This is a genomic window from Psychrobacter sp. DD43, assembly GCF_904846555.1.
In the GTDB taxonomy this organism is placed as follows: domain Bacteria; phylum Pseudomonadota; class Gammaproteobacteria; order Pseudomonadales; family Moraxellaceae; genus Psychrobacter; species Psychrobacter cryohalolentis.
In genome coordinates, this window is the sequence record NZ_CAJHBE010000002.1 from 99,892 (window position 1) to 119,900 (window position 20,009).

Annotated in this window: 15 protein-coding genes; 9 read left to right on the forward strand and 6 right to left on the reverse strand. The window is 42.1% G+C overall.

Annotation, left to right across the window (positions count from 1 at the left end):
• Nucleotides 1–70 precede the first annotated feature (70 nt).
• Nucleotides 71–508, forward strand: a complete 438-nt coding sequence (gene mscL / locus JMX89_RS01570; protein WP_201530808.1) for a large conductance mechanosensitive channel protein MscL — start codon at nucleotides 71–73, stop codon at nucleotides 506–508.
• 99 nt (nucleotides 509–607) lie between these two features.
• Here mscL and JMX89_RS01575 read toward each other — a convergent pair whose 3' ends face one another.
• The 6 genes from JMX89_RS01575 to cysM all read right to left on the reverse strand — a co-directional run bounded on the left by JMX89_RS01575 (nucleotide 608) and on the right by cysM (nucleotide 8,779).
• Nucleotides 608–1,048, reverse strand: coding sequence for a hypothetical protein (locus JMX89_RS01575; RefSeq protein WP_201530806.1), 441 nt, complete (start codon nucleotides 1,046–1,048; stop codon nucleotides 608–610).
• A gap of 299 nt (nucleotides 1,049–1,347) precedes the next feature.
• On the reverse strand, nucleotides 1,348–2,271 hold the full coding sequence (mutM, locus tag JMX89_RS01580) for a bifunctional DNA-formamidopyrimidine glycosylase/DNA-(apurinic or apyrimidinic site) lyase (protein WP_133103756.1): 924 nt from the start codon (nucleotides 2,269–2,271) through the stop codon (nucleotides 1,348–1,350).
• 39 nt (nucleotides 2,272–2,310) lie between these two features.
• The gene (locus JMX89_RS01585; RefSeq protein ID WP_201530804.1) at nucleotides 2,311–4,851 is read right to left on the reverse strand and encodes a RelA/SpoT family protein; all 2,541 of its coding nucleotides are present in this window, start codon (nucleotides 4,849–4,851) and stop codon (nucleotides 2,311–2,313) included.
• A gap of 368 nt (nucleotides 4,852–5,219) precedes the next feature.
• Nucleotides 5,220–6,761: a 23S rRNA (uracil(1939)-C(5))-methyltransferase RlmD gene (gene rlmD, locus JMX89_RS01590; protein WP_201530802.1), complete on the reverse strand. Its 1,542-nt coding sequence runs from the start codon at nucleotides 6,759–6,761 to the stop codon at nucleotides 5,220–5,222.
• A gap of 158 nt (nucleotides 6,762–6,919) precedes the next feature.
• Nucleotides 6,920–7,735, reverse strand: a complete 816-nt coding sequence (locus JMX89_RS01595; protein WP_201530800.1) for a 3'-5' exonuclease — start codon at nucleotides 7,733–7,735, stop codon at nucleotides 6,920–6,922.
• 87 nt (nucleotides 7,736–7,822) lie between these two features.
• The gene (gene cysM, locus JMX89_RS01600) at nucleotides 7,823–8,779 is read right to left on the reverse strand and encodes a cysteine synthase CysM (RefSeq protein ID WP_201530798.1); all 957 of its coding nucleotides are present in this window, start codon (nucleotides 8,777–8,779) and stop codon (nucleotides 7,823–7,825) included.
• A 402-nt stretch (nucleotides 8,780–9,181) separates the two neighbouring features.
• Here cysM and JMX89_RS01605 point away from each other — a divergent pair, with 402 nt between their 5' ends.
• The 8 genes from JMX89_RS01605 to JMX89_RS01640 all read left to right on the forward strand — a co-directional run bounded on the left by JMX89_RS01605 (nucleotide 9,182) and on the right by JMX89_RS01640 (nucleotide 19,910).
• Nucleotides 9,182–12,691, forward strand: coding sequence for an ATP-binding protein (locus JMX89_RS01605; RefSeq protein WP_201550589.1), 3,510 nt, complete (start codon nucleotides 9,182–9,184; stop codon nucleotides 12,689–12,691).
• A 126-nt stretch (nucleotides 12,692–12,817) separates the two neighbouring features.
• Nucleotides 12,818–13,630, forward strand: coding sequence for a crotonase/enoyl-CoA hydratase family protein (locus JMX89_RS01610; protein ID WP_011512751.1), 813 nt, complete (start codon nucleotides 12,818–12,820; stop codon nucleotides 13,628–13,630).
• Nucleotides 13,631–13,827: 197 nt separating this feature from the next.
• The gene (locus JMX89_RS01615) at nucleotides 13,828–15,087 is read left to right on the forward strand and encodes a multidrug effflux MFS transporter (RefSeq protein ID WP_201530794.1); all 1,260 of its coding nucleotides are present in this window, start codon (nucleotides 13,828–13,830) and stop codon (nucleotides 15,085–15,087) included.
• 366 nt (nucleotides 15,088–15,453) lie between these two features.
• Nucleotides 15,454–16,326 carry a transporter substrate-binding domain-containing protein gene (locus tag JMX89_RS01620; RefSeq protein WP_011512753.1) on the forward strand — a complete coding sequence of 291 codons (873 nt, stop codon included), beginning with the start codon at nucleotides 15,454–15,456 and terminating at the stop codon, nucleotides 16,324–16,326.
• 12 nt (nucleotides 16,327–16,338) lie between these two features.
• Nucleotides 16,339–18,540: an ATP-binding protein gene (locus JMX89_RS01625; RefSeq protein ID WP_201530792.1), complete on the forward strand. Its 2,202-nt coding sequence runs from the start codon at nucleotides 16,339–16,341 to the stop codon at nucleotides 18,538–18,540.
• A gap of 20 nt (nucleotides 18,541–18,560) precedes the next feature.
• The gene (locus JMX89_RS01630; RefSeq protein WP_011512755.1) at nucleotides 18,561–18,923 is read left to right on the forward strand and encodes a response regulator; all 363 of its coding nucleotides are present in this window, start codon (nucleotides 18,561–18,563) and stop codon (nucleotides 18,921–18,923) included.
• Nucleotides 18,924–18,969: 46 nt separating this feature from the next.
• A complete protein-coding gene (locus tag JMX89_RS01635; RefSeq protein WP_011512756.1) occupies nucleotides 18,970–19,419 on the forward strand; it encodes a chemotaxis protein CheX in 450 nt (149 codons plus the stop codon).
• 41 nt (nucleotides 19,420–19,460) lie between these two features.
• Nucleotides 19,461–19,910 carry a chemotaxis protein CheX gene (locus JMX89_RS01640; protein WP_020442731.1) on the forward strand — a complete coding sequence of 150 codons (450 nt, stop codon included), beginning with the start codon at nucleotides 19,461–19,463 and terminating at the stop codon, nucleotides 19,908–19,910.
• Nucleotides 19,911–20,009 lie beyond the last annotated feature (99 nt).

Genomic DNA, 20,009 nt, shown 5'->3' on the forward strand with positions numbered 1-20,009 from the left:
AAAATCCCAAGTTGGATGCATCATTTATACGCTTATCTTATGGTCAATAAGATTTTTGAGGAGATAAAACATGAGTATGGTATCTGAGTTTAAAGAATTTGCTTTAAAAGGTAATGTGATGGATCTGGCCGTTGGTGTGATCATCGGTGGAGCATTCGCTACAATCACAACGTCTTTAGTAGAGGACGTGATCATGCCCATTGTTGCTTTTATCGTCGGCGGCGAAATTAATTTCAAGAATATGTTTTTGATACTGGGTGATGCGCCCGAAGGCGTGGCAAGAAACTATGATGCCCTCAAAGCTGCTGGTATTCCTGTATTGGCTTATGGTAGTTTCATTACCGTACTGATTAACTTTCTAATCTTGGCGTTTATTATTTTTATGATGGTAAAAATGGTCAATAGATTGCGCCGTGCAGATGAGGTAGAAGAAGCGATAGAAGAGCCATCAGAAGAAGTGCAATTGCTTCGTGAAATTAGCGCCAAGCTTGGCAATATTAATAAGTAAACACATTTTACTGACCTTCAGATTAAAAAATAAAAAAGGCTAACGTCATGTTAGCCTCTTTTTATTGGATTTCTTATAATTACTTAATGGTAGTTATGTTTAGGGTCTAACGACAACATAGTCATTGGTATTAATAATAATCTCTGATGGTTGATCAACGACGATACGCACAACGTTATTATCAACGATTTGCGATTTGTAATAGTTGTCTTCAGCAACCGTACAGCCTAAGCAGCGACTCATGGCATTCCATGGTTCAACAAAGAGCTTCTGCTGTGCTTGGTCAGCATTACCGCCGATCAAAGAGAAGGGCAAACTGACGATGTAAGCGGCTGTACCTGCGACAGCTGCTATCAACTGTAATGGCTTGCCGACAACGGTATCTACAGCCATGGTCTCATAAGAGGGACCAAAATCTGTTTCATCAATCTCTATCGCTGCTAAAGCGGGCTGCATACTTGCAAAAGCTAAGCTGGCACTTATCAATATAGTTGATAGCGTATATTTTACGGTGCGTTTGGTGTTAGCCTGAGCAATCATAATGATGTCCTAAAACTCATAAGTAGTATGGTAAATAGCTGCTGCTATTTTTCCATAGAAATAGAAATATTGCGGCAACGACAGATAGCGTATATATTACGGTCAAATAAATGGTTTGCACTATTTATGTAAGTGCTAGCACTATTAAAGCAATATATAGGCTAATAAGCAACAAAAATGCGCAGCATATAAGGATATGTTTATGAATTGCTCTATTTTAATGACCAGTAGTTAAAGAGCGCCGAACTGGTCTATTTAAGTAAATATTGAAAAAAAATTAATATTGGAAAATCTAGAATCTAATTAATTGGCTGACAAGCAGGGCAGTAGACACTGGCACGTCCATTGAGCTTGATATTCTCTAAAACTGAATCACAGTGCGGACAAGTTTCACCTTGTCTACCATAGACATTCAAGGTCTGCTGGAAATAACCTGTTTGACCATCAGCAACCGTAAAATCACGTAGTGTTGAACCACCTAGCTTGATAGCTTTCTGTAAAATCGTTTTGATATGGGCGACTAAAATTACTATTTGGTCATATGATATCTTATTCGCTGGAGTAGCAGGATGGATGCCTGAGAGGTATAAGCTCTCAGTGGCATAGATATTACCAACGCCGACCACAGCTTGCTGCTCCATAATAACTGACTTGATGGCTCGTTTGATAGGCTGCTTTTTAAACGATTTGCTGTTTTGAGTCTGGATGGATTGTTCACTACGTTGGATAAGATAATACAAATACTCTGCTGTGAACGCATCTGATAATGGCTCAGGTCCTAAATGGTTTAGTAGTTTATCCCCGTAATCCTCAAGCCATAAGATAGAGCCGAAGCGTCTGGGGTCATAATAATGTAGCTGAGTTTGAGTATCGTCAGCGCCGATAAAACTCATAACCAAATGATCATGTTTGCGCTTATGGCTTGCGTGACTGTGTTGTTGCAAGCTACCTGACATCCCAAGATGAACCAAAAGCTGTCTCGGCTGTAAATTCCTAGGTTCAACAGAAGATGAAATGCCATCATCAGCTAGCGGTATAAAATTGAGGATTAAATACTTTGCCCGTCGCTCAACGCTGTCCAATGTATAATCAATCAAATCTGCTAAATTATCAGGCATCGACCAACGCAGCTTTGGTTGAAAGACTTGTACGTTGGTGACTTTTTGTCCTAATAAAGGCGTCAGACTGGTTTTTGTCGTTTCTACTTCTGGTAACTCAGGCATAATATTTTATAAAATCTCTATTAAGAATTAAAGGTATTATCAGGCAACAGCGCGGCGAGCATGTAAGATACCATGCTGCTGTTCAAGCTTAGCAAGTAACTTGGATAAATGTGCCAGCCCCGACACTTCAATATGAAACTTTAAAAAGGCAATATTATCATCATTGCTCAGAGTTTGAACTTGACGAATATTGACGTTTTCTTTATCAATAATTTGGGTTAAATCGCGTAATAAACCCCGCCTATCATAGGCTTCTATATGAATATCAACCGGCTGATAGCGACCAGATTTAATTTTCCAAGCTGCCTTGATTTCGCGTTCAGGATCACGTTCAATCAGGCGCAGATATTCAGGGCAACCGCGATTGTGGACACTGACACCACGCGATAAAGTAATGTAGCCCGCGATAGGCTCACCGTGCACAGGGTGACAGCAGCCTGCCAAACCAACTTCGATATTATCCAAGCCATCGATTTGGATTTTGTAAGCATCAAGCTTACCTGAATCTCTTTTATCGATAATAGGGGCAAAATCTTCTTCAGATCTTTCAGGCTCTAGATGCAGCTGACGAGAGATATGACTGGTAAGCTGATTTAGACCAATTTCTCCCGTCACCAAACCAACCACAATATCGTCGGTATTGTTGACATTAAAATGTTGCGTATAATCGTTTAAATCGATGCTGTTCGGATGTACCGATAGACGTTCAAGCTCTTTACTGAGCATCTGACGCCCGATTTCGATATTCTTATCGCGATCTTGTTTGTTAAACCATTGACGCAGTTTTGAGCGGGCACGATTGGTATGAATATAGCCTAGTGAAGCCACTAGCCAGTCGCGATTGGGCTCACGTGAAGATTTGGTGATAATCTCAACTTGCTCGCCCGTTTTGAGCTGATAAGTTAGTGGTACATAACGCTGATTGACCCGCGCTGCTTGGGCGCGGTTACCGACCTGCGTATGAACATAATAGGCAAAATCCAGCACAGTCGCGCCTTTTGGCAACTCCGTAATATCGCCATCACGACTAAATATGTAAATACGTTCGAGTTCATCAAAATCAACCAATTGCTCTTCTTCATCATATTCAACTTCCTCTAATTCATCACCGGTTGATAAAGATGAGCGCGGCTGATTATTGATAGACAGCAATTGACGTAAAGAACTGATTCGCTGATTAAGGTAATTGTCCTTTTTATTTTTGAGCCCTTCTTTGTAGTTGACATGGGCACACATGCCAAGCTCAGCTTCAAAATGCATCTCTTGAGTACGAATCTGTACTTCAAGCGATTTGTTTTCAGCGATGACCGCAGTATGGAGTGAGCGATAACCGTTAGATTTTGGATTGGTAATATAATCGTCAAATTGCTCAGGAATATAACGCCATAACCCGTGTACCAATCCTAGCACGTGGTAACAGTCTGAAGGAGTGGTGACCAATACTCGCAGCGCACGGATATCGTACAGCTGATCAAAAGACAATCCTTTAAGCTTCATTTTTCGATAAATAGAATAAATGTGCTTCACGCGTCCTGAAACTTCGCCTTCAATACCAGATTCTGCTAAAGACTCGTTCAGTCTATCTTGTACACGCTGGATATAAGACTCACGCTCGCTACGCTTTTCTGATAATAGTTTGGCAATTTCTTTATAACGATCAGGGGCAAGGTAGCGAAAGGCTAAATCTTCAAGCTCCCATTTCAGCTGGGCAATACCCAAGCGATGTGCCAATGGCGCATAAATAGTCATGACTTCACGCGCCACGCGAGCTTGCCGAATTTCATTGGAAAAGGTCAGCTCGCGCATAGCAAAAGTGCGTTCAGCAAGCTTAATCAGTACTACTCGGACATCGTTTGTCACTGAGATCAGCATGCTATAAATATTCGATAATTGATCCCGCTGATTATTTACGAAGTGATCTTCTAAGCGCTTATTGCTTTCGATAATCTCAGACAGTTGTCCCATCGCTAAGGTATCTTTAACCAAGGTTGAGATATCGGTGCCAAACTTTTTTTCGATTTCGCTAAGACTAATAATCGATTTGCGCGCACTGCGATAGAGCATGGCAGCGACAAGGGCATCTTCATCTTGATAAAGGTAAGTTAAGATATCAGTCATGCCGATACCAGTCACGTAAGCGCCCGAACGCTCCGATTCACTGGTATTCATGTGATTACGGACGAATACACAGGCAGCGCTAAGATTGGGTACTGAATCTTGCCCAATACGCTTTGCAACATTATCAAGCCAAGTAGGTACATCAATATTGATTTGATTTAAATCTAACGCTTCAAGCTCTTGCTGTGAAAACGCCTCGGATTCATCAAGGATTTTATCCCTTAAATAGTCATTTTCAAGATTTGAGTCATGACTGTAGTAGGCGTAATTAACAGAGCGATCAAAGGTAGTATGGAGTTTATGAGTGGCAAGTTGATACTTGATATCTAGTGGGATTTGAGCATAGCTATTGGCAGACTGGTGCGAGCGTTGACTCGCGACCAGTTGCGCTGCCAAAGTTGCACTGTCGGCTTGCGTGGTTTGTCCATCTACCAGCGGTAATCCTTCACGAATTTTTACCATTGCCCACTCCTCTTAGCTATTTTGACTTGATAATAACGCCATCTACAATGCTAGAGCTAAACATGAGCTTGCTATCGATAAATGGTCATTTATAAATCAATACAGCCGCTAAAAAATCCATTTTTTAGCAGCTATAAAATCAATTATAGGGATCTTGCATAGAATTATGAGCGCTTAGACTCACTATGTTTTATAAATAATAAAAACAGTGACTATTATTATCGCATGTTGCGATGACAAATCAAGCAAGGCTCTGTAATGATAGCGTTAGCCGCATATGCGAGTAACGCAGATATCATTCTTAAATTGCAGCGATTAACGCCTCTAAAAATCATAGGTTAATACTACACTCTGCCATTACATACGGTTTAAGCAGATATTTTTTCAAAGCGCGCGATGGACTCAACGTGACCAGTATGACAAAACATATCCATGACGCCAGCGTGAGTCAAACGATAACCTTGTTCAAGCAATGCTTTGGTATCGCGAGCAAGTGTAGCAGGATTACAGGAGACATAGACAATCCGCTCGGCGTTAAACTTAGGCAAATATTGCATAATCTCCCACGCGCCAGAACGCGGTGGATCGATAAGCAGCGCATCAAACCCTTGGTTAGCCCACGGTTTGTCTGTACAGTCATGCGTCAAATCTTGGCTATAAAACTCAGTGTTATTAATGCCATTACGGCGCGCGTTATCAGCGGCGCGTGCAGTCATAGCTTCACTGCCTTCAACACCAACGACCGAGCCGGTTTCACCAACCAAACGCGCGAGAGGCAGGCTAAAATTGCCTAAACCGCTAAATAAATCTAGAACGCGTTCACCTGCTTTTAAATCAAGCAAGTCACAAGCAAGCTTGGTCATCTGACGATTCACCGACAGATTAACTTGGGTAAAATCGGTAGGAATAAATTCAAACGTCAAATCATACTCTGGTAATTGATAATACAAACGTCCAAACTGTTCGCTTAAATCATCTGTATCCCTCAAGGCAACACGTTGGATACTATCCGCCCCCTTTGATTGTAGATATAGCTGCCAATGACGTGCTGCAAAAAATACTTTTAGCTTATCAATATCGCCATCTGATAACGGTTCAAGATTACGCACAATTAGCGCGACTGGCTGATCGCCATCAGGCAGCTCTGGTAAATGCTCGCCCATTGCCAACTCAAGCTGAGCAATCTTGTCACGGCTATCTAAAGTACTAATAAGGGCTTTTAAGTTTTCAATCTCAAAGCCAATACGCGGATCTAAGATATGACACTCATTTAACTCTGCTAAGAAATTACTAGAACGCTCGCGAAAGCCGACCAGAGCCGTTTCTTTTTTGACCACATAACGTACGCCCAGTCGGGCTTTGGTACGATAGCCAAGGCGATCACCGACTACCGGCTCAAGCCAGTGATCAGGTGCCACATTGGCTTGATGGATCAACATCTCAGCAAGGACAGATTGCTTAAATGTAATTTGTGCATCTGGCTGCCAATGCTGCAAATTACAGCCACCGCAAACACCAAAATGCGGGCAGGGCGGTACCACGCGCTCAGGGTTTGGATTGGCAGTGATGCTCACCGCATCGCCTTCTTCAAAGCTCGTGCGGCTATTGGTAATCTTGACCAACGCACTTTCACCAGGCAGGGCAAAGCTGACAAAGATTTTTTTGCCATGCTTGTCTGTGATATGACCGTCAGTTTCACCAAAGCCATTACCGTATACCGCAACGCCGCGCCCATCATGTGACAAGCCATCGATAGTAAAGGGGAGTGGCTCAGCATCTTTTAGTCGACGACGCGTCTTTGATGATGGCTTGGATTTTTTCTTATTAGGCGGAATCGTAATGGTTTGCGTCTCATTTGCCTGTTCGGTTGCATCTACGTTGGTAAGCGTCTTTGAATCGGTGGGTTGCATAAACCTGCCTATAAAATGAAGGTGTTAAAAATAATAGCAATTTTAACATATAAAGCGACTAAGGTATTAGGCGCTCACAAAGTAAAAAAGCGGTGATTATAAAACTATAATCACCGCTTACATGTATCGTTCATCAATATATCAACTGGCTAAAATTGCTAGCTGATAAGCCAGTCATTCAAAAACGCCTGATGACGTGGCGTGCCATCTACTTGGGTAAATTTGGTTAAATAATCACGGCTTTGCTGCTGCCAAACGGCAAAATCTGGTAAGGATAGCTGACCGGTCAGGCGCAGCCAACGCAGGTATATTAACCAAGTATTCATCACATCAGACTCGCAATATATTGACAGCGTTTGCCAGTCATTATTGCTGACAAGCTCGCCGACCATACTGCCATCAACATCTGTCTTACCGGGCAAGCCATATAAGCTAGCAACGACATCCATAGCCTCGCGGCGGCTGGCACCGTATTGGCTAAATCGATCCATCAAGTCAATATGGCGCGTATGGAAGCGATTGACATAGTTATCAAAACGCATGTTTTTGATACGCTCACCTTCTTCAAATAACCAAGGCGCTGCCAAATCATATTGCATGGCACGATAAATAAGTACAGGAATGTCAAAACCTGAACCATTCCAGCTAATCAGTTTAGGCAGTTTTGCAATATCATTAAAGGCGCGAAAAAACTTGGCAAGAATCTCTTCTTCGCTAAATTTGTCTGCAGTAAGGGAAAATAATGAAAAAGTACCATCCTTAATATATAGAGCAGAGATACAGACAATGCGCTGTAATGGCAAACGCATGAAATCATGCCCGGCTTCTTGTATACGGATGGCAGTTAACGCACTGAGTGTATCTGCATCATTGAGCTTAGCCAATTGCGGATAGATACGGCGGGCAGCATCGGTATCTGCAACCGTTTCAATATCAAAAACCAAAATAGGGTCAGACGAAAAAGCTTGTGACATAGAGGTTTCTACCTGATTATTGTCTTACTACACTGCATTAAACGCACTGACCGTATAAACGGCATTGTCAGCGATTTATAAATTATCTTAGTTTACATTATCTAAGCTATCATCAACATTATATAAGCCGGTCGATAAATAACGATCACCACGGTCACAGACGATAAAGGCAATGACGGCATCAGGATTTGCCTTAGCAACTTGTGTGGCTGCCCATGCTGCTGCACCTGATGAGACGCCCGCAAAAATCCCTTCGGTTTTAGCAAGCTTACGCATATAAACCTCAGCGACGCGCTGATCGATATCCATAATCTCATCGACTAATTCGGCATCAAAAATCCCTGGCATATAAGCGGCAGGCCAGCGGCGGATACCAGCGATAGCTGCATCCTCATCAGGCTGTAGCCCGATGATTTTGACGTTAGGATTCTGTTCTTTTAGATATTGTGCCACGCCGGTAATGGTGCCTGTGGTACCCATAGAGCTGATAAAATGGGTAATTTTACCGCCTGTTTGCGCCCACAGCTCAGGACCTGTAGTCAGATAATGCGCCTGTTTATTATCAGGGTTATTAAACTGATCTAAGACAATACCTTTACCGTCCGTTTGCATTTGTAATGCCATGTCGCGCGCGGCTTCTATCCCTTCTTCTACCTCAATCAGCGTCGCACCATAAGCCGTCATGGCATCTTTACGCTCTTGGGTTGAGTTGCTTGGCATAAACAAGGTAATCGGATAGCCACGCATCGCCGCTACCATGGCTAATGCAATACCAGTATTGCCACTGGTTGCCTCAATCAACATGTCACCCGGCTTAATATCACCGCGTAGCTCCGCTTGATAAATCATATTAAAAGCAGGGCGGTCTTTGACAGAACCAGCAGGATTATTACCTTCAAGCTTGGCTAGCATGATAGCACCATTGTCAATCTGCTCTTGTTCAGGTAAGCGCTGCAATTTGACTAACGGCGTTTGACCGACGCAATCAGCAAGGTCAGTAATTTGAGTAATAAAATTGGCGTTTGACTGAGCTGTAGCGGACATAAAGTATCCTTAATAGTATCTATTTTTAAAGTAGTTTAACGCTATAGTAAAGTGCTATATATTCGGCAATACTTCGAGGTAACGGCAGCGTTTTTATTATTTGATAAGATTATGGTATTAAAGCGTTAAATAACCATGTTTTTATAAATGCGTCAATAATAAGTCAATACATCGTGACTGTCAGGTATTTATTATGGAAAATAAAAATTTGCGACATTGTATCATCTTGTTTTTGATGGCGCTTAACGCAGATAGCTTTATCGATGATTGTCTAACAGCGGCTAATGGAATCCTGTTAAGATAATCATAAGCTATATAGTCGTTAATAGATGATACCTAAGCGGTCAGTAAAAGCATTTTAAAATGCCAGTAACAAAAACAGTAGTGGAGAGGGTGCGCAGTATGGCTTACAAAAAACGTTTTGATACCAGTAGTGCCTATGGTCAGCTGGTCATATTGGTATTTTTGCCCATCTGTTTACTCGCAGCAGTGGGGGGTATCTTGGTGTTTTATGAAACCATGCGTGCCAGTAATTCAGAGCAAGCAGTGTTGGCTGAGGCGGTGCTTATCCGCTATTCACCTACGATTGCAGAGATAATACCTGAGCTATTAGAGCAAGATGCTGCCAAGATACAGACTTCAAAAAATAATAATGAAAATGCTAATGACAATAATAATAAAGTCTCGCAAGCTGCGATTGCAAAGTTAGAAGGCATCCAAGATAAACTCAGGCGTATGCGGGCAGAGCAACATGTTCAGCGTATCGCTATTGTCAATCAGAGCAACGACATACTTGCGACAGTTGGCTATGGTACGGAAGAGGCATGGCCTGCAATCGATCCATCAGAGCGTTTTTTAGCGCAAAAATCCACTCCTATCGGTACCGCTTACGGCAGTATACTAGGTGAATTTGAGGGTCAGACACTGTGGTTATTAGTCGATATGGATAGTGAGCCGCTTTATATTGCGCGCTATCGTATCGCTATGGCATTGGTAATTACCGGTTTGTTTACATTATTAATTCTACTACTAAGTTTAAACATTTATTCAAAACGTTGGATTGCGCCGATTTATGAGCTGCGGTTGCAATTACAGCGTACTCACGTCGATAATCTTTATCAGCCTATCCCCGTTGAGTCGAATGGTGAGCTAAATCTATTACAACAAGACTTGGTGAGAACATTACGCCGTTTATATGTCAGTTTCCAAGAGCTGAAAGAGCATGCGGAGCAGACCGAAGATGATTTGCGTCTTGCTTTTGATGAGATGGAGATGCAAAACATCTCTATTCGTAATGCGCGTGATGCGGCAATCTCAACCAGCCAAGCCAAATCAGCGTTTTTAGCCAATATCAGTCATGAGCTGCGTACGCCACTCAATAGCATTGATGGTTTTATTAATTTGCTCGCGCGTCACGGTGAGCTCAATCCTGAGCAAGACTTGTATGTACAAACCATTCGCAAATCGTCTGCGCACTTATTGGCATTGGTCAATGATGTGCTTGATTTCTCTAAAATCGAAGCGGGCAAGTTGGTACTAGATCGCCATGAGTTTGATCTTTATGACACTATCTATGATGTGGTCGATATGCTGTCGCCAGTGTCTGCAGAAAAAGGTCTGCGCATGGCGGTATTGTTTTACAACGATGTGCCAATGCGTATCAATGGTGATGCGCTGCGCCTCAAACAAGTACTAACCAATATTGTTGGTAATGCGATTAAGTTCACTGATAGCGGTGACGTGGTGGTGCGCGTCAGCTTAGATGACTATCAAGACAATTATTTGATGATTAGCGTGCAAGACAGTGGTAAAGGCATCTCGCTGTCTGATCAAAAAATGCTCTTTCAAAGCTTTAGTCAAGGAGATCCATCCATCACGCGTCAATATGGTGGCACAGGATTGGGTCTGGTCATCTCTAAACAATTAACACGGCTGATGGGCGGTGATATTGGTTTTTATGACAATGTGCAAGAAAACATCTCCAATCAAGGCGCGACATTTTGGTTTCGCATGCCAGCGCATGTTGATGTGGTAGAGGCAGCGACAGGACAAACCATTGAGCTGCCCGTATTAGCGCCATTAGCCAGTGCGACTGATGAATTTAATGTTCTTATTTGGATTAACCATACCGCGTCCATACAAGTCCTAAAAGCCAGCTTGCAATATTTGCCCATTAAGCTAACCCAAGCTAACTCATTACCGGGCTTGCTTGAATCGTTAAAAGAGCGTGGTAATTATTGGGACTGGGTCATCGTTGATGATGATACCCAAGACGATATGATGGCGCTGCTTAAGCAAATCCGTTTACATTATCAAGGTAAACTGGCCGTCTTTGGTTATCAAGTTGCCGCTGATCAAGCACTACTCAATCGTTACCATGCCAATATCTTGTATGAGCCATTAGACAAGAGACAGTTGTATGCCATGCTAGATACGCAAAAGCGTAGTGTACCTACTGGTATTGCAGAACCACGTTGGAAAGGCGTTACCGTATTGGCAGTTGACGATCATTTGCCAAACTTACTGGTGCTTGATGCGCTGCTGAGCGAGCTTGGTATTCATGTTATTACGGCCAGTAACGGATTTGATGCGATAGAGCTAATCAGTAAACAACAAGCGAAAAATATCAAAGCTACTAAAACTGAAAAACAAAGCCTGTCGAAAAAAACTCAAATCTCAAAAGCGGTCACGCGAGATGATGTCAGTAAATCAGCGGTTAGCACGTTACATATCGAAGACGTAACGATAGAAGAAAAGGGTAACGCACAACCTAAAGATAGGATCGATCTTATCTTTATGGATATTCAAATGCCACGTATGTCAGGGCATGAGGCGGCGCGACAAATCCGTAAGATTGAAGCAGCAGATAGTCATATTCCCATTATTGCACTGACTGCACATGGGTTGGCAGACGAGCGAGATAAATTAATCGCTAGTGGTATCAATGATTATGTCGGTAAGCCTATTAGCCAGCCGCAGCTGCTACAAGTATTACAAAAATGGCTTGGACGTAATGCGTCGTCATCACCATTAACGGCAGAAAATGATGAGCATCCACAAAATCTTGGCATAGCAGGTGACTTACAAGTATTAGAGTCAAAAACCATTGACGCTCAAAGTTCTAATGTACCAAATATGATGCTGCAACCTTCCTCATCTGCGCCTAAAAATGCAGCGCCGCCTACCTATCAAATGATTCGAAGCGAGCAGGTTCAGAGTTATAAACCTATCAAGATGAGCAATGAGAAAAGAGTGAAGCGACCTCTGTCACTGAAAAAAATCCGTGATGACTATCTGCGTGATAGTCAACCACGTGAAGACTATCGACGTGAAAACCTGCGCGAAACGCAGCCACGCTATGAAAACCTGCGTTTTCAAGAACAAGGGCAGGCGGCATTTGGTACGCGTTCTATTCAAACGCTCGATGATAATAAAGATGAACTATCAGTCAGTACTGTGTATCTGCAAAACGATAATAACTTAAATGCTTCTTTATTTAATACCTTGGATATTCTAGATTGGCAAGATGCATTGACGCGCTCAGCCAATAAGCCAGATCTTGCTGCCAAGCTAATCATTATGATGCTTGATACCATTAATGAGGAAAAACAAGCATTGACGCAAGCATGGGAGGCACACAATCGCAGTATGCTCGCGCAAATCGCTCATCGGATATTGGGCGGCAGTCGTTATACGGGCGTGCCACAACTGCGCCAAGCCAGCCAAGATTTAGAAGATAAGTGTTTATTAAATATCCAGCATACCACGCCTGCACAGTTTGCAATGTTAGAGCCTTATTATGAGGCTTTATTAACCGCTTTGAATAATTTGCAAACGCTTGATTTGTCTGCTTATCCGCAGCTTAATTACCATCGTCTAAGTGAGAACGATATGACTTGGAAAATGATTTAAGGAAAAGTTTTATGATACTAAGAGCTAACGATATCGTGGCAGTCAGTTATTGATAAGGTAGGAGATAGGCAAGGCTGTTAATATCACTCTATATATAAGCTATTATTTCAATTATTAAGGATGATTATGCACACTATCGCCACCTACCAATATGAAACACTGCAAGTTAGCGCGACTGATGATATTTTAACCGTGACAATCAATCGACCTGAGAAAAAAAATGCCATGAGTTTTAAAGTGGTCGAAGAGTTGATTGCGGTAGCCGGTCGCATCAGTAAAGACAAAACGATACGTGCAGTGATTTTAAATGGCGCTGAAGGTACCTTCTGCGCAGGGATTGACTTGGGCGACTTAAATCACCCCAAAAACCAAGTTTTTGCGCTATGGGAGCTGATCAAACCTTGGCAAAGCTCATTTCAGCGCGTGTGCTTAGTATGGCGCGATGTCCCAGTACCTGTCATTGCCGTACTTGAAGGATATTGTATCGGTGCAGGCTTACAGCTGGCGCTGGCATGTGATATTCGTATCAGCCATCCTGATTGTAAATTGGCTATTATGGAGGCCAAATGGGGACTAGTACCAGATATGGGCTTGACGCAATCTGGTTTTGGCGTGGTACGAGCTGATATCCTAAAAGAGCTGGCAATGACAGCCCGTATCGTTAGTGCAGAGCAGGGCAAAGAGCTAGGATTGGTCAGTCATTGCAGTGAGACGCCACTTGAGCAAGCGCAGCAACTTGCTGCTGAATTTGCTGAACGGTCACCAGATGCCGTGCTGGCAAGTAAACGCGTTATCAATGCCATGTTTGAACAATCTGCGACTACTTTATATATAGAAAAAGTCTGGCAATTAAAGATGATGTTCGGTCGCAATCGTAAACTTGCCCTTAGAAAAGCGAAGCAAGCCAGTACTGTATTTGGCAAGCGCCAGTTCCGTTAATACAGTTTAGATAGCTTATTGTTTTAAATGACTTCATCTTATTTCAAACGAACCATTGTTTTATTGATTAAAGTTTGTTTTATTAACGTGAGACCTCTATTGAAATATAGGCAGACAGTGCGATATAAGACTGTCTGCTTGCGTAGCGGTTCGTCGATAAAAATAAAATAACAATCACTAGATCAAATGGTTTAACTATGTCTGCTCCAAAATCCCCCCTTCCTAATAAACCGCTTGCTGCTGACCGCGTGCGCTCTGCCGATTTACCTGTCGCATGGATTATGATGCTGGGTCTTATCGTTGCGGTAGGACCTTTATCTATTGATATGTATCTGCCAGCGTTACCATCGATGGCGGATGACTTTGGTGTGTCGACTGCCTTTATGGCAAACTCCGTACCTGCTTACTTTGTCGGATTGGTATTTGGTCAATTGTTTTATGGTCCCTTTAGTGACCGCGTTGGCCGCGTCAAGCCTTTATATATAGGCATGGTCTTATATGTGATTGCCTCTATTATTTGTGCAACCACCAACAATGAATACGTGTTATTCGCTGGTCGTACCTTGCAAGCGCTCGGTGCTTGCGTAGGGGCAGTGGTTACCCGTGCTGCGATTCGAGACCGTCTAACCGCTAAGCAAACGGCAAAAGCGTTTTCTATCATGATTTTGGTAATGGGCTTAGCGCCGATACTAGCACCATCACTTGGCGCAGTATTTTTGCAGTATTTTAGTTGGCATTCTATCTTTTGGTTTTTGGCGGCTTTTGGCACGTTAAATTTATTACTGACTAAATTTTTCTTTTTTGAGACCCTTAGCGAAGAAAACCGCACTGTGCGTCCTGCCAAAGAGATACTCAGTCAATATTGGGATTTGCTGAGAGATCCCACCTTTAACTATCCGGCGATTGGCGGCGGGTTATTGATGGGTGCAATGTTCGTTTATATCAGCTCAGCCTCTGAACTTATCATGGATACCTATGGCATGTCAGCCACACATTTTGGCTGGCTCTTTGGTATGAATGCTGCAGGCTTTGTGGCATTGACGCAGCTTAACCAATGGCTGACCAATCGCTTCCGTATTTTGAGTATTTTACGTTTTGGTGCGATGATGCAGGTCATCTCAGCGGGGGCTCTATTTACCCTTGGTATCGTATTTGGGACCGATGCTTGGTTGCCATTGGTCTTAGTCTGTATTTTCTTTTGTATCTCAGGTTTAGGTTTGACACAGCCCAACGCTTCAGCGATTGCGCTTGCTTTTCAAAAGCGCCGTGCTGGTATGGCCAGTGCGCTACAAGGCTCGCTTATGTTCTCAGTAGGTATCTTTGGTGGATTGTTATTAAACTTATTCCCCGTCAATCCAGTACTGAAAATCGGTATCGCGATGTTTGCACTGATGAGTCTTGGTTGCTATTTAATTTGGCAGATAGACCGTAATTTGGATTTAGATAATGCAGATTAATTAACTGAAAAATTCTATTTATTAATATTCATCGGTAAAAAAGCATTCAGTACGTATTCATCGTCTGAATGCTTTTTTTTATACTTTTTTATTCATTGTTAATAATATCTATTTTTGGTACAAGCCTCAGTACGCTTAGCTTTATAGATAAAAATCTCGAACCTGCTTTGTATATTGTATATACATTTCTGGTTATATATAAACAATTGTTTGCCTTGATAAAACAAAGTGATTGCAATGGCTGAGTTGCTCAATTATTATCTAAGGTAATTTTCTGTAATTAAGTGTTTTTTATACCTTTCTTAAACTTACAGAATTGTTTTTAAAATTGATTTTTTGAATAAAATTGAGCCTTAAGGATAAGAGATGAAACTATTATATCGAGCATTACCGATTATATTGAGTGTAGGCTTATTTGGGTGTGGAAATTCTTCTACCCAAGACAACGCTAATGCAGCTGGCGCAACAGTAACGGAACATAAAGACAATTTTGTCAGTAAACTTCCTGCTACAGCACCGACATTAAAGGTGGCAATGACTGGTGATTTACCGCCTTTCTCATTTCAAGATGATTATGGCAACATGCAAGGCACTGATGTCGATTCGATTAGAGCCATTGGGGAAGAGCAAGGCTTTAAAGTCGAATTCTACAAAGAGTCATGGCAGGATATGTTCGATAGTGTGGAATCGGGAAAGCGTGATTTAGCTATTTCTGGTATTTCTTATAAAGATGATCGTGCAATTAGATATGGTCTATCAACGCCTTACTTTTTCAATCCAGCTACTATTATGTATTTGGAAGGAAAGTTTGATATCAAAGATTTAAACGATATCAAAGGTCTAAAAACAGGTACTTTAGAGGGTTCTAAAGAAGAAGACACTCTAAAAGAGATGGGCAGCTCAGTTGAGCTGGTTTCAAGATCTACTGCATTTTTGGCTTATCAGGACTTAGTTCAAGGTAATACTGATGTGTTCTTATATGATATGCCAGTTTTGCAATACATTATAAAAGGTTATCCAGAACATAAAGTTAAGATTGTCCCTTATGAAGCAGCGGATGCGCCTTCAGCACAGCAAGTCGTTTTGATGGCAAAAGAAAATACTAAGCTGATCAAGAGTGTAAATGAAGGCATTACCAAGTTAAAAGCAAAAGGCACATTTAAAGAGATTGAAGAGAAATGGCTGGGTGCGACTGAGCCTGCGACCAAAAGTACTTCAAATAATCAGCAATCGAGCTAAGGGACTATAAAGATGGCAACCACACACAATGTCGATAATAAGCGCTATCGCAGTCTGATTATTTCGATTGCACTATTTTTATCTTTGATTGGCGCCTTGCTAGCGTTTACTTTTTATACCTCAAGCTTGCTTGAAAGAAATACAGTTTTAATTGATAAAACCAACCAAGTTGCTAATAGCGCCCAAGCGGTAATTAAAGACTTATTTGACTTGGACAGCAGTTACGGTGAAGACACCAACTCGCCGCATATACAACGAGTATTAGAGCGTTTGGAGCAAAATACAGCGCTTATTACTAGCTCTATCACTGCCATTGAACAGGGTGGTGAAATTACCGATGTCGATGGTAAAAGCTATGACTTACCGAAGATTAATAATAACTCTCAAACCAAAGTCGCTGCGGCGAATGAGCAGTGGTTACTTTTAGAGCCTAAGATTCAGACTTACCTTAAAGACGCTGACAACATCATGGTCGATTCATCTGATGAATTGATTCAAGCGGTTGAACAGGCAAAAACATCGAGTCTACTAATTAACGATTCGTTAGACCAGCTCACCGATGAAGTGTTTATCAACGCTGAACGCCAAGCAAGTACTATCCGACTCATTCAGGTATTGGGTGTTGCCGCTATTTTTGCCTACTTCCTAATTTTCGTATTTTTCTTTGTACGTCGTCTGCGTGATACAGATGCTGAGGCATTGGCCGCTCGTCGTGAAACGCAAGAAATTATGGAAACGGTCAATACCGGCCTGTTCTTGTTGGATAAGGACCTGAACATTGGTCAGCAGCATTCTCGCGCGCTTAACGGCATTATTGGTGAGGATAGATTGGCAGGAGAAAACTTTGCCGATGTACTGCGTGGCCGTATCTCAGACAAAGATTTGAGAACCACCCGTCAGTTTATCGAGCAGTTATACAACCCACGTGTCAAAGAAAAGCTGGTTGATTCTTTAAATCCATTGCATAAAGTCATGTTACACAATGCGTCTGGAGAGGAGAGTACGACCAGTCGCTTCTTAGACTTTAAGTTTTCACGTGTTTATGAAGATAAAGACATTGCCCGTATTTTGGTCAACGTCAATGACGTCTCAGATGCAGTATATTTAGAGCAGCGCCTAGAAAAAGAACGCTCGCAAAATGATATGCAGATTGAGATGTTGACGACCATCTTAAACGTGAATCCAAAAATTATTAATGAGTTTATTAATAATACCAAAGCTCACATCGATAAGATGAACAATATCCTGAAAAATCCTGGTAGCTCGCAATTTGAGCTAGAAGGGAAGCTAAAAGCGATTTATCGTGAAATGCATAGCCTAAAAGGTGAGGCATCTGCGCTTAAACTGCATAGCTTTACCAAAATCGCATCAGATGCTGAAGATAAGCTTGATGCGCTGCAAAATCAAGGCAAGCTGTCGGGTAATAACTTCTTACCGCTCGCCGTGCATTTGGATGACTTATTGAGCCTATCGAATACCATTGAAACGCTAGGTGAACGTATCAATCAGGCAGCGCCAAAAGCTAACAATAATGCAAAACCTGTAATGTCAGTAAAGACTGTACCACAACCAAGTGTTGTCCAAGCTCAAGTAGCAGACGTTGCTACCACTAACATAAATGTCGATGGCGGTAATGAAATCGATTTGAGCGATGAGTCAGATAACGAGCATCTATCTTATTACCAAGATTTTGCTAAAGACATTGCTGTTAGACAAGGCAAGAAAATACAGCTTAACGGCCATAATTTAGCACATATAAACATCCCTGAACGTCTCAAACAACCGATCAAAGAAATCAGTATTCAGTTGCTACGTAATGCAGTGGTACATGGTATCGAATCACCTGAAGCGCGTCAGTCAGCGGGCAAGTCTGCCATCGGTAGCATTGATTTAGAGATGCAACGTGACAGTCAAAACTTAATCATCGTACTGCAAGATGACGGTCAAGGTATTGATTATGAGGGCATTCGTCATAAGTTGATTGCTGATGGTCGTTTCACGCAAGAAGAGGCACCTCAGATGACTCATGGTGATCTGCTCAAAACCTTGTTTGCTTCTGGTTTCTCGACCAAAGAACATGCCGATGAAGATGGCGGTCGCGGTGTGGGCTTAGACGTTATCAAGGCGTTGGTCAAAGAGCACAATGGTAAGCTGAATGTAAATACTGAGCTTGGAAAAATGACTCGTTTTGTCATCACCTTGCCTGCTGCGTAATTAAGGACAATAAAAAATCTATGTATAAATTAATGATCGTCGATGACTCAAATATTATTCGAAACCGTATTCAGCGCGCTTATGACTCGGGTCAATTCATGTTGGTTGCTACGGCAACCAGTGGGGTTCAAGCGCTTGAAAAGTTCAATATTCATCGTCCAGATGTGGTGACCATGGATTTGACCATGCCGCAAATGGACGGTCTTGAATGTATTGAAAAAATCATTGCTATCGACCCTGACGTTCGTATCTTGGTGGTCTCAGCCTTGTCTGACAAATCTACTGGCATTGAAGCGTTATCATTGGGCGCGAGTGGGTTCTTGTGCAAGCCTTTTTCAGAAGAAGAGCTAGTAGAGTCTTTGTATGAGTTGGTACAAGACTAACATTGTCCAATAATTTTAATAAATACCTTATTAAAGAACACACATTATGAAAGAGCAAAATTTACAAATTTTTGTGAGTATCATTACCAACTATTTTACTCAGTTTGGTAATGATGAGTTGGTGGTCGATACGCCTTACTTGTTAGAAAACCAACAGCCAAAAGTCCATGATTATACGGGCGTCATCGGTATATCAGGGGTGCAAAAAGGGGTGGTTTATTTTACGGCGACCACGGCACTATTGAGCAGTATTCTAGACAGTATGGGCGAGATAGATAAAAGTGAGGACAATCTGGTCGATTTAGCAGGCGAGGTTGCCAATACGGTTTCGGGTAATGCCCGTCACGAGTTTGGTCCAGAATTTCATATCTCTGTCCCGTTTGTCTTTAAAGGCTCGCCGCAAAGTATCATTTTGCCTAAAAGTGGACGTTCTTTTATCATTCCAGTGAGTTGGCGCAGTCAAATCGGAGAGATTGTGGTTTGTTTGCAAGATTGATTACACAACCCCGTGATGATAACTATGGACGATGAACAATTATGGTTAATGTAGAAAAGTTAGGCGTCTTTTTAAGTTCAATCAGTGCATTTTTTGCGCAGATTGATGCTGAGGCAGTGGTCATTGATACGCCTTACCTAAACAGTAATAAAAATGCTGTTGGTTATGATTATAGTGGCATGATTAAAATATCTGGACCGCTTGAAGGCTGTGTCTATGTCAGTGCCCCAAGCAATATGTTGCGTGAAGTTATCAAAGTGATGGGCGAGCCTGACTCTTCCATGACGATGATGAAAGACTTGTTGGGTGAGATGGCAAATACCATCTCTGGCAACGCTCGCACCGAGTTTGGTGCCGATTTTATTATCTCACCTCCTAAGATTATTGAAGGGATACCCAGTATTCCTTATCTGCCAAAAGACCGCCAAAGCTATGTCACGCCATTTACGTGGCGAGGCTATAAAGCAGTTATCGGTATCAGTATCGCTTAATCTTATTCTAAATGCATAAAAAAACGACGTCTCACCGTCGTTTTTTTTATGCATTATCATCCACTTAAACCTTATAATAGCGCTAGCAGTGACTAAGCG

Bases quoted from the DNA above. Each gene is read 5' to 3' on its own strand.
- mscL (WP_201530808.1), top strand. From the start codon at position 71: ATGAGTATGGTATCTGAGTTTAAAGAATTTGCTTTAAAAGGTAATGTG.
- JMX89_RS01575 (WP_201530806.1), bottom strand. From the start codon at position 1,048: ATGATTGCTCAGGCTAACACCAAACGCACCGTAAAATATACGCTATCA.
- mutM (WP_133103756.1), bottom strand. From the start codon at position 2,271: ATGCCTGAGTTACCAGAAGTAGAAACGACAAAAACCAGTCTGACGCCT.
- JMX89_RS01585 (WP_201530804.1), bottom strand. From the start codon at position 4,851: ATGGTAAAAATTCGTGAAGGATTACCGCTGGTAGATGGACAAACCACG.
- rlmD (WP_201530802.1), bottom strand. From the start codon at position 6,761: ATGCAACCCACCGATTCAAAGACGCTTACCAACGTAGATGCAACCGAA.
- JMX89_RS01595 (WP_201530800.1), bottom strand. From the start codon at position 7,735: ATGTCACAAGCTTTTTCGTCTGACCCTATTTTGGTTTTTGATATTGAA.
- cysM (WP_201530798.1), bottom strand. From the start codon at position 8,779: ATGTCCGCTACAGCTCAGTCAAACGCCAATTTTATTACTCAAATTACT.
- JMX89_RS01605 (WP_201550589.1), top strand. From the start codon at position 9,182: ATGGCTTACAAAAAACGTTTTGATACCAGTAGTGCCTATGGTCAGCTG.
- JMX89_RS01610 (WP_011512751.1), top strand. From the start codon at position 12,818: ATGCACACTATCGCCACCTACCAATATGAAACACTGCAAGTTAGCGCG.
- JMX89_RS01615 (WP_201530794.1), top strand. From the start codon at position 13,828: ATGTCTGCTCCAAAATCCCCCCTTCCTAATAAACCGCTTGCTGCTGAC.
- JMX89_RS01620 (WP_011512753.1), top strand. From the start codon at position 15,454: ATGAAACTATTATATCGAGCATTACCGATTATATTGAGTGTAGGCTTA.
- JMX89_RS01625 (WP_201530792.1), top strand. From the start codon at position 16,339: ATGGCAACCACACACAATGTCGATAATAAGCGCTATCGCAGTCTGATT.
- JMX89_RS01630 (WP_011512755.1), top strand. From the start codon at position 18,561: ATGTATAAATTAATGATCGTCGATGACTCAAATATTATTCGAAACCGT.
- JMX89_RS01635 (WP_011512756.1), top strand. From the start codon at position 18,970: ATGAAAGAGCAAAATTTACAAATTTTTGTGAGTATCATTACCAACTAT.
- JMX89_RS01640 (WP_020442731.1), top strand. From the start codon at position 19,461: ATGGTTAATGTAGAAAAGTTAGGCGTCTTTTTAAGTTCAATCAGTGCA.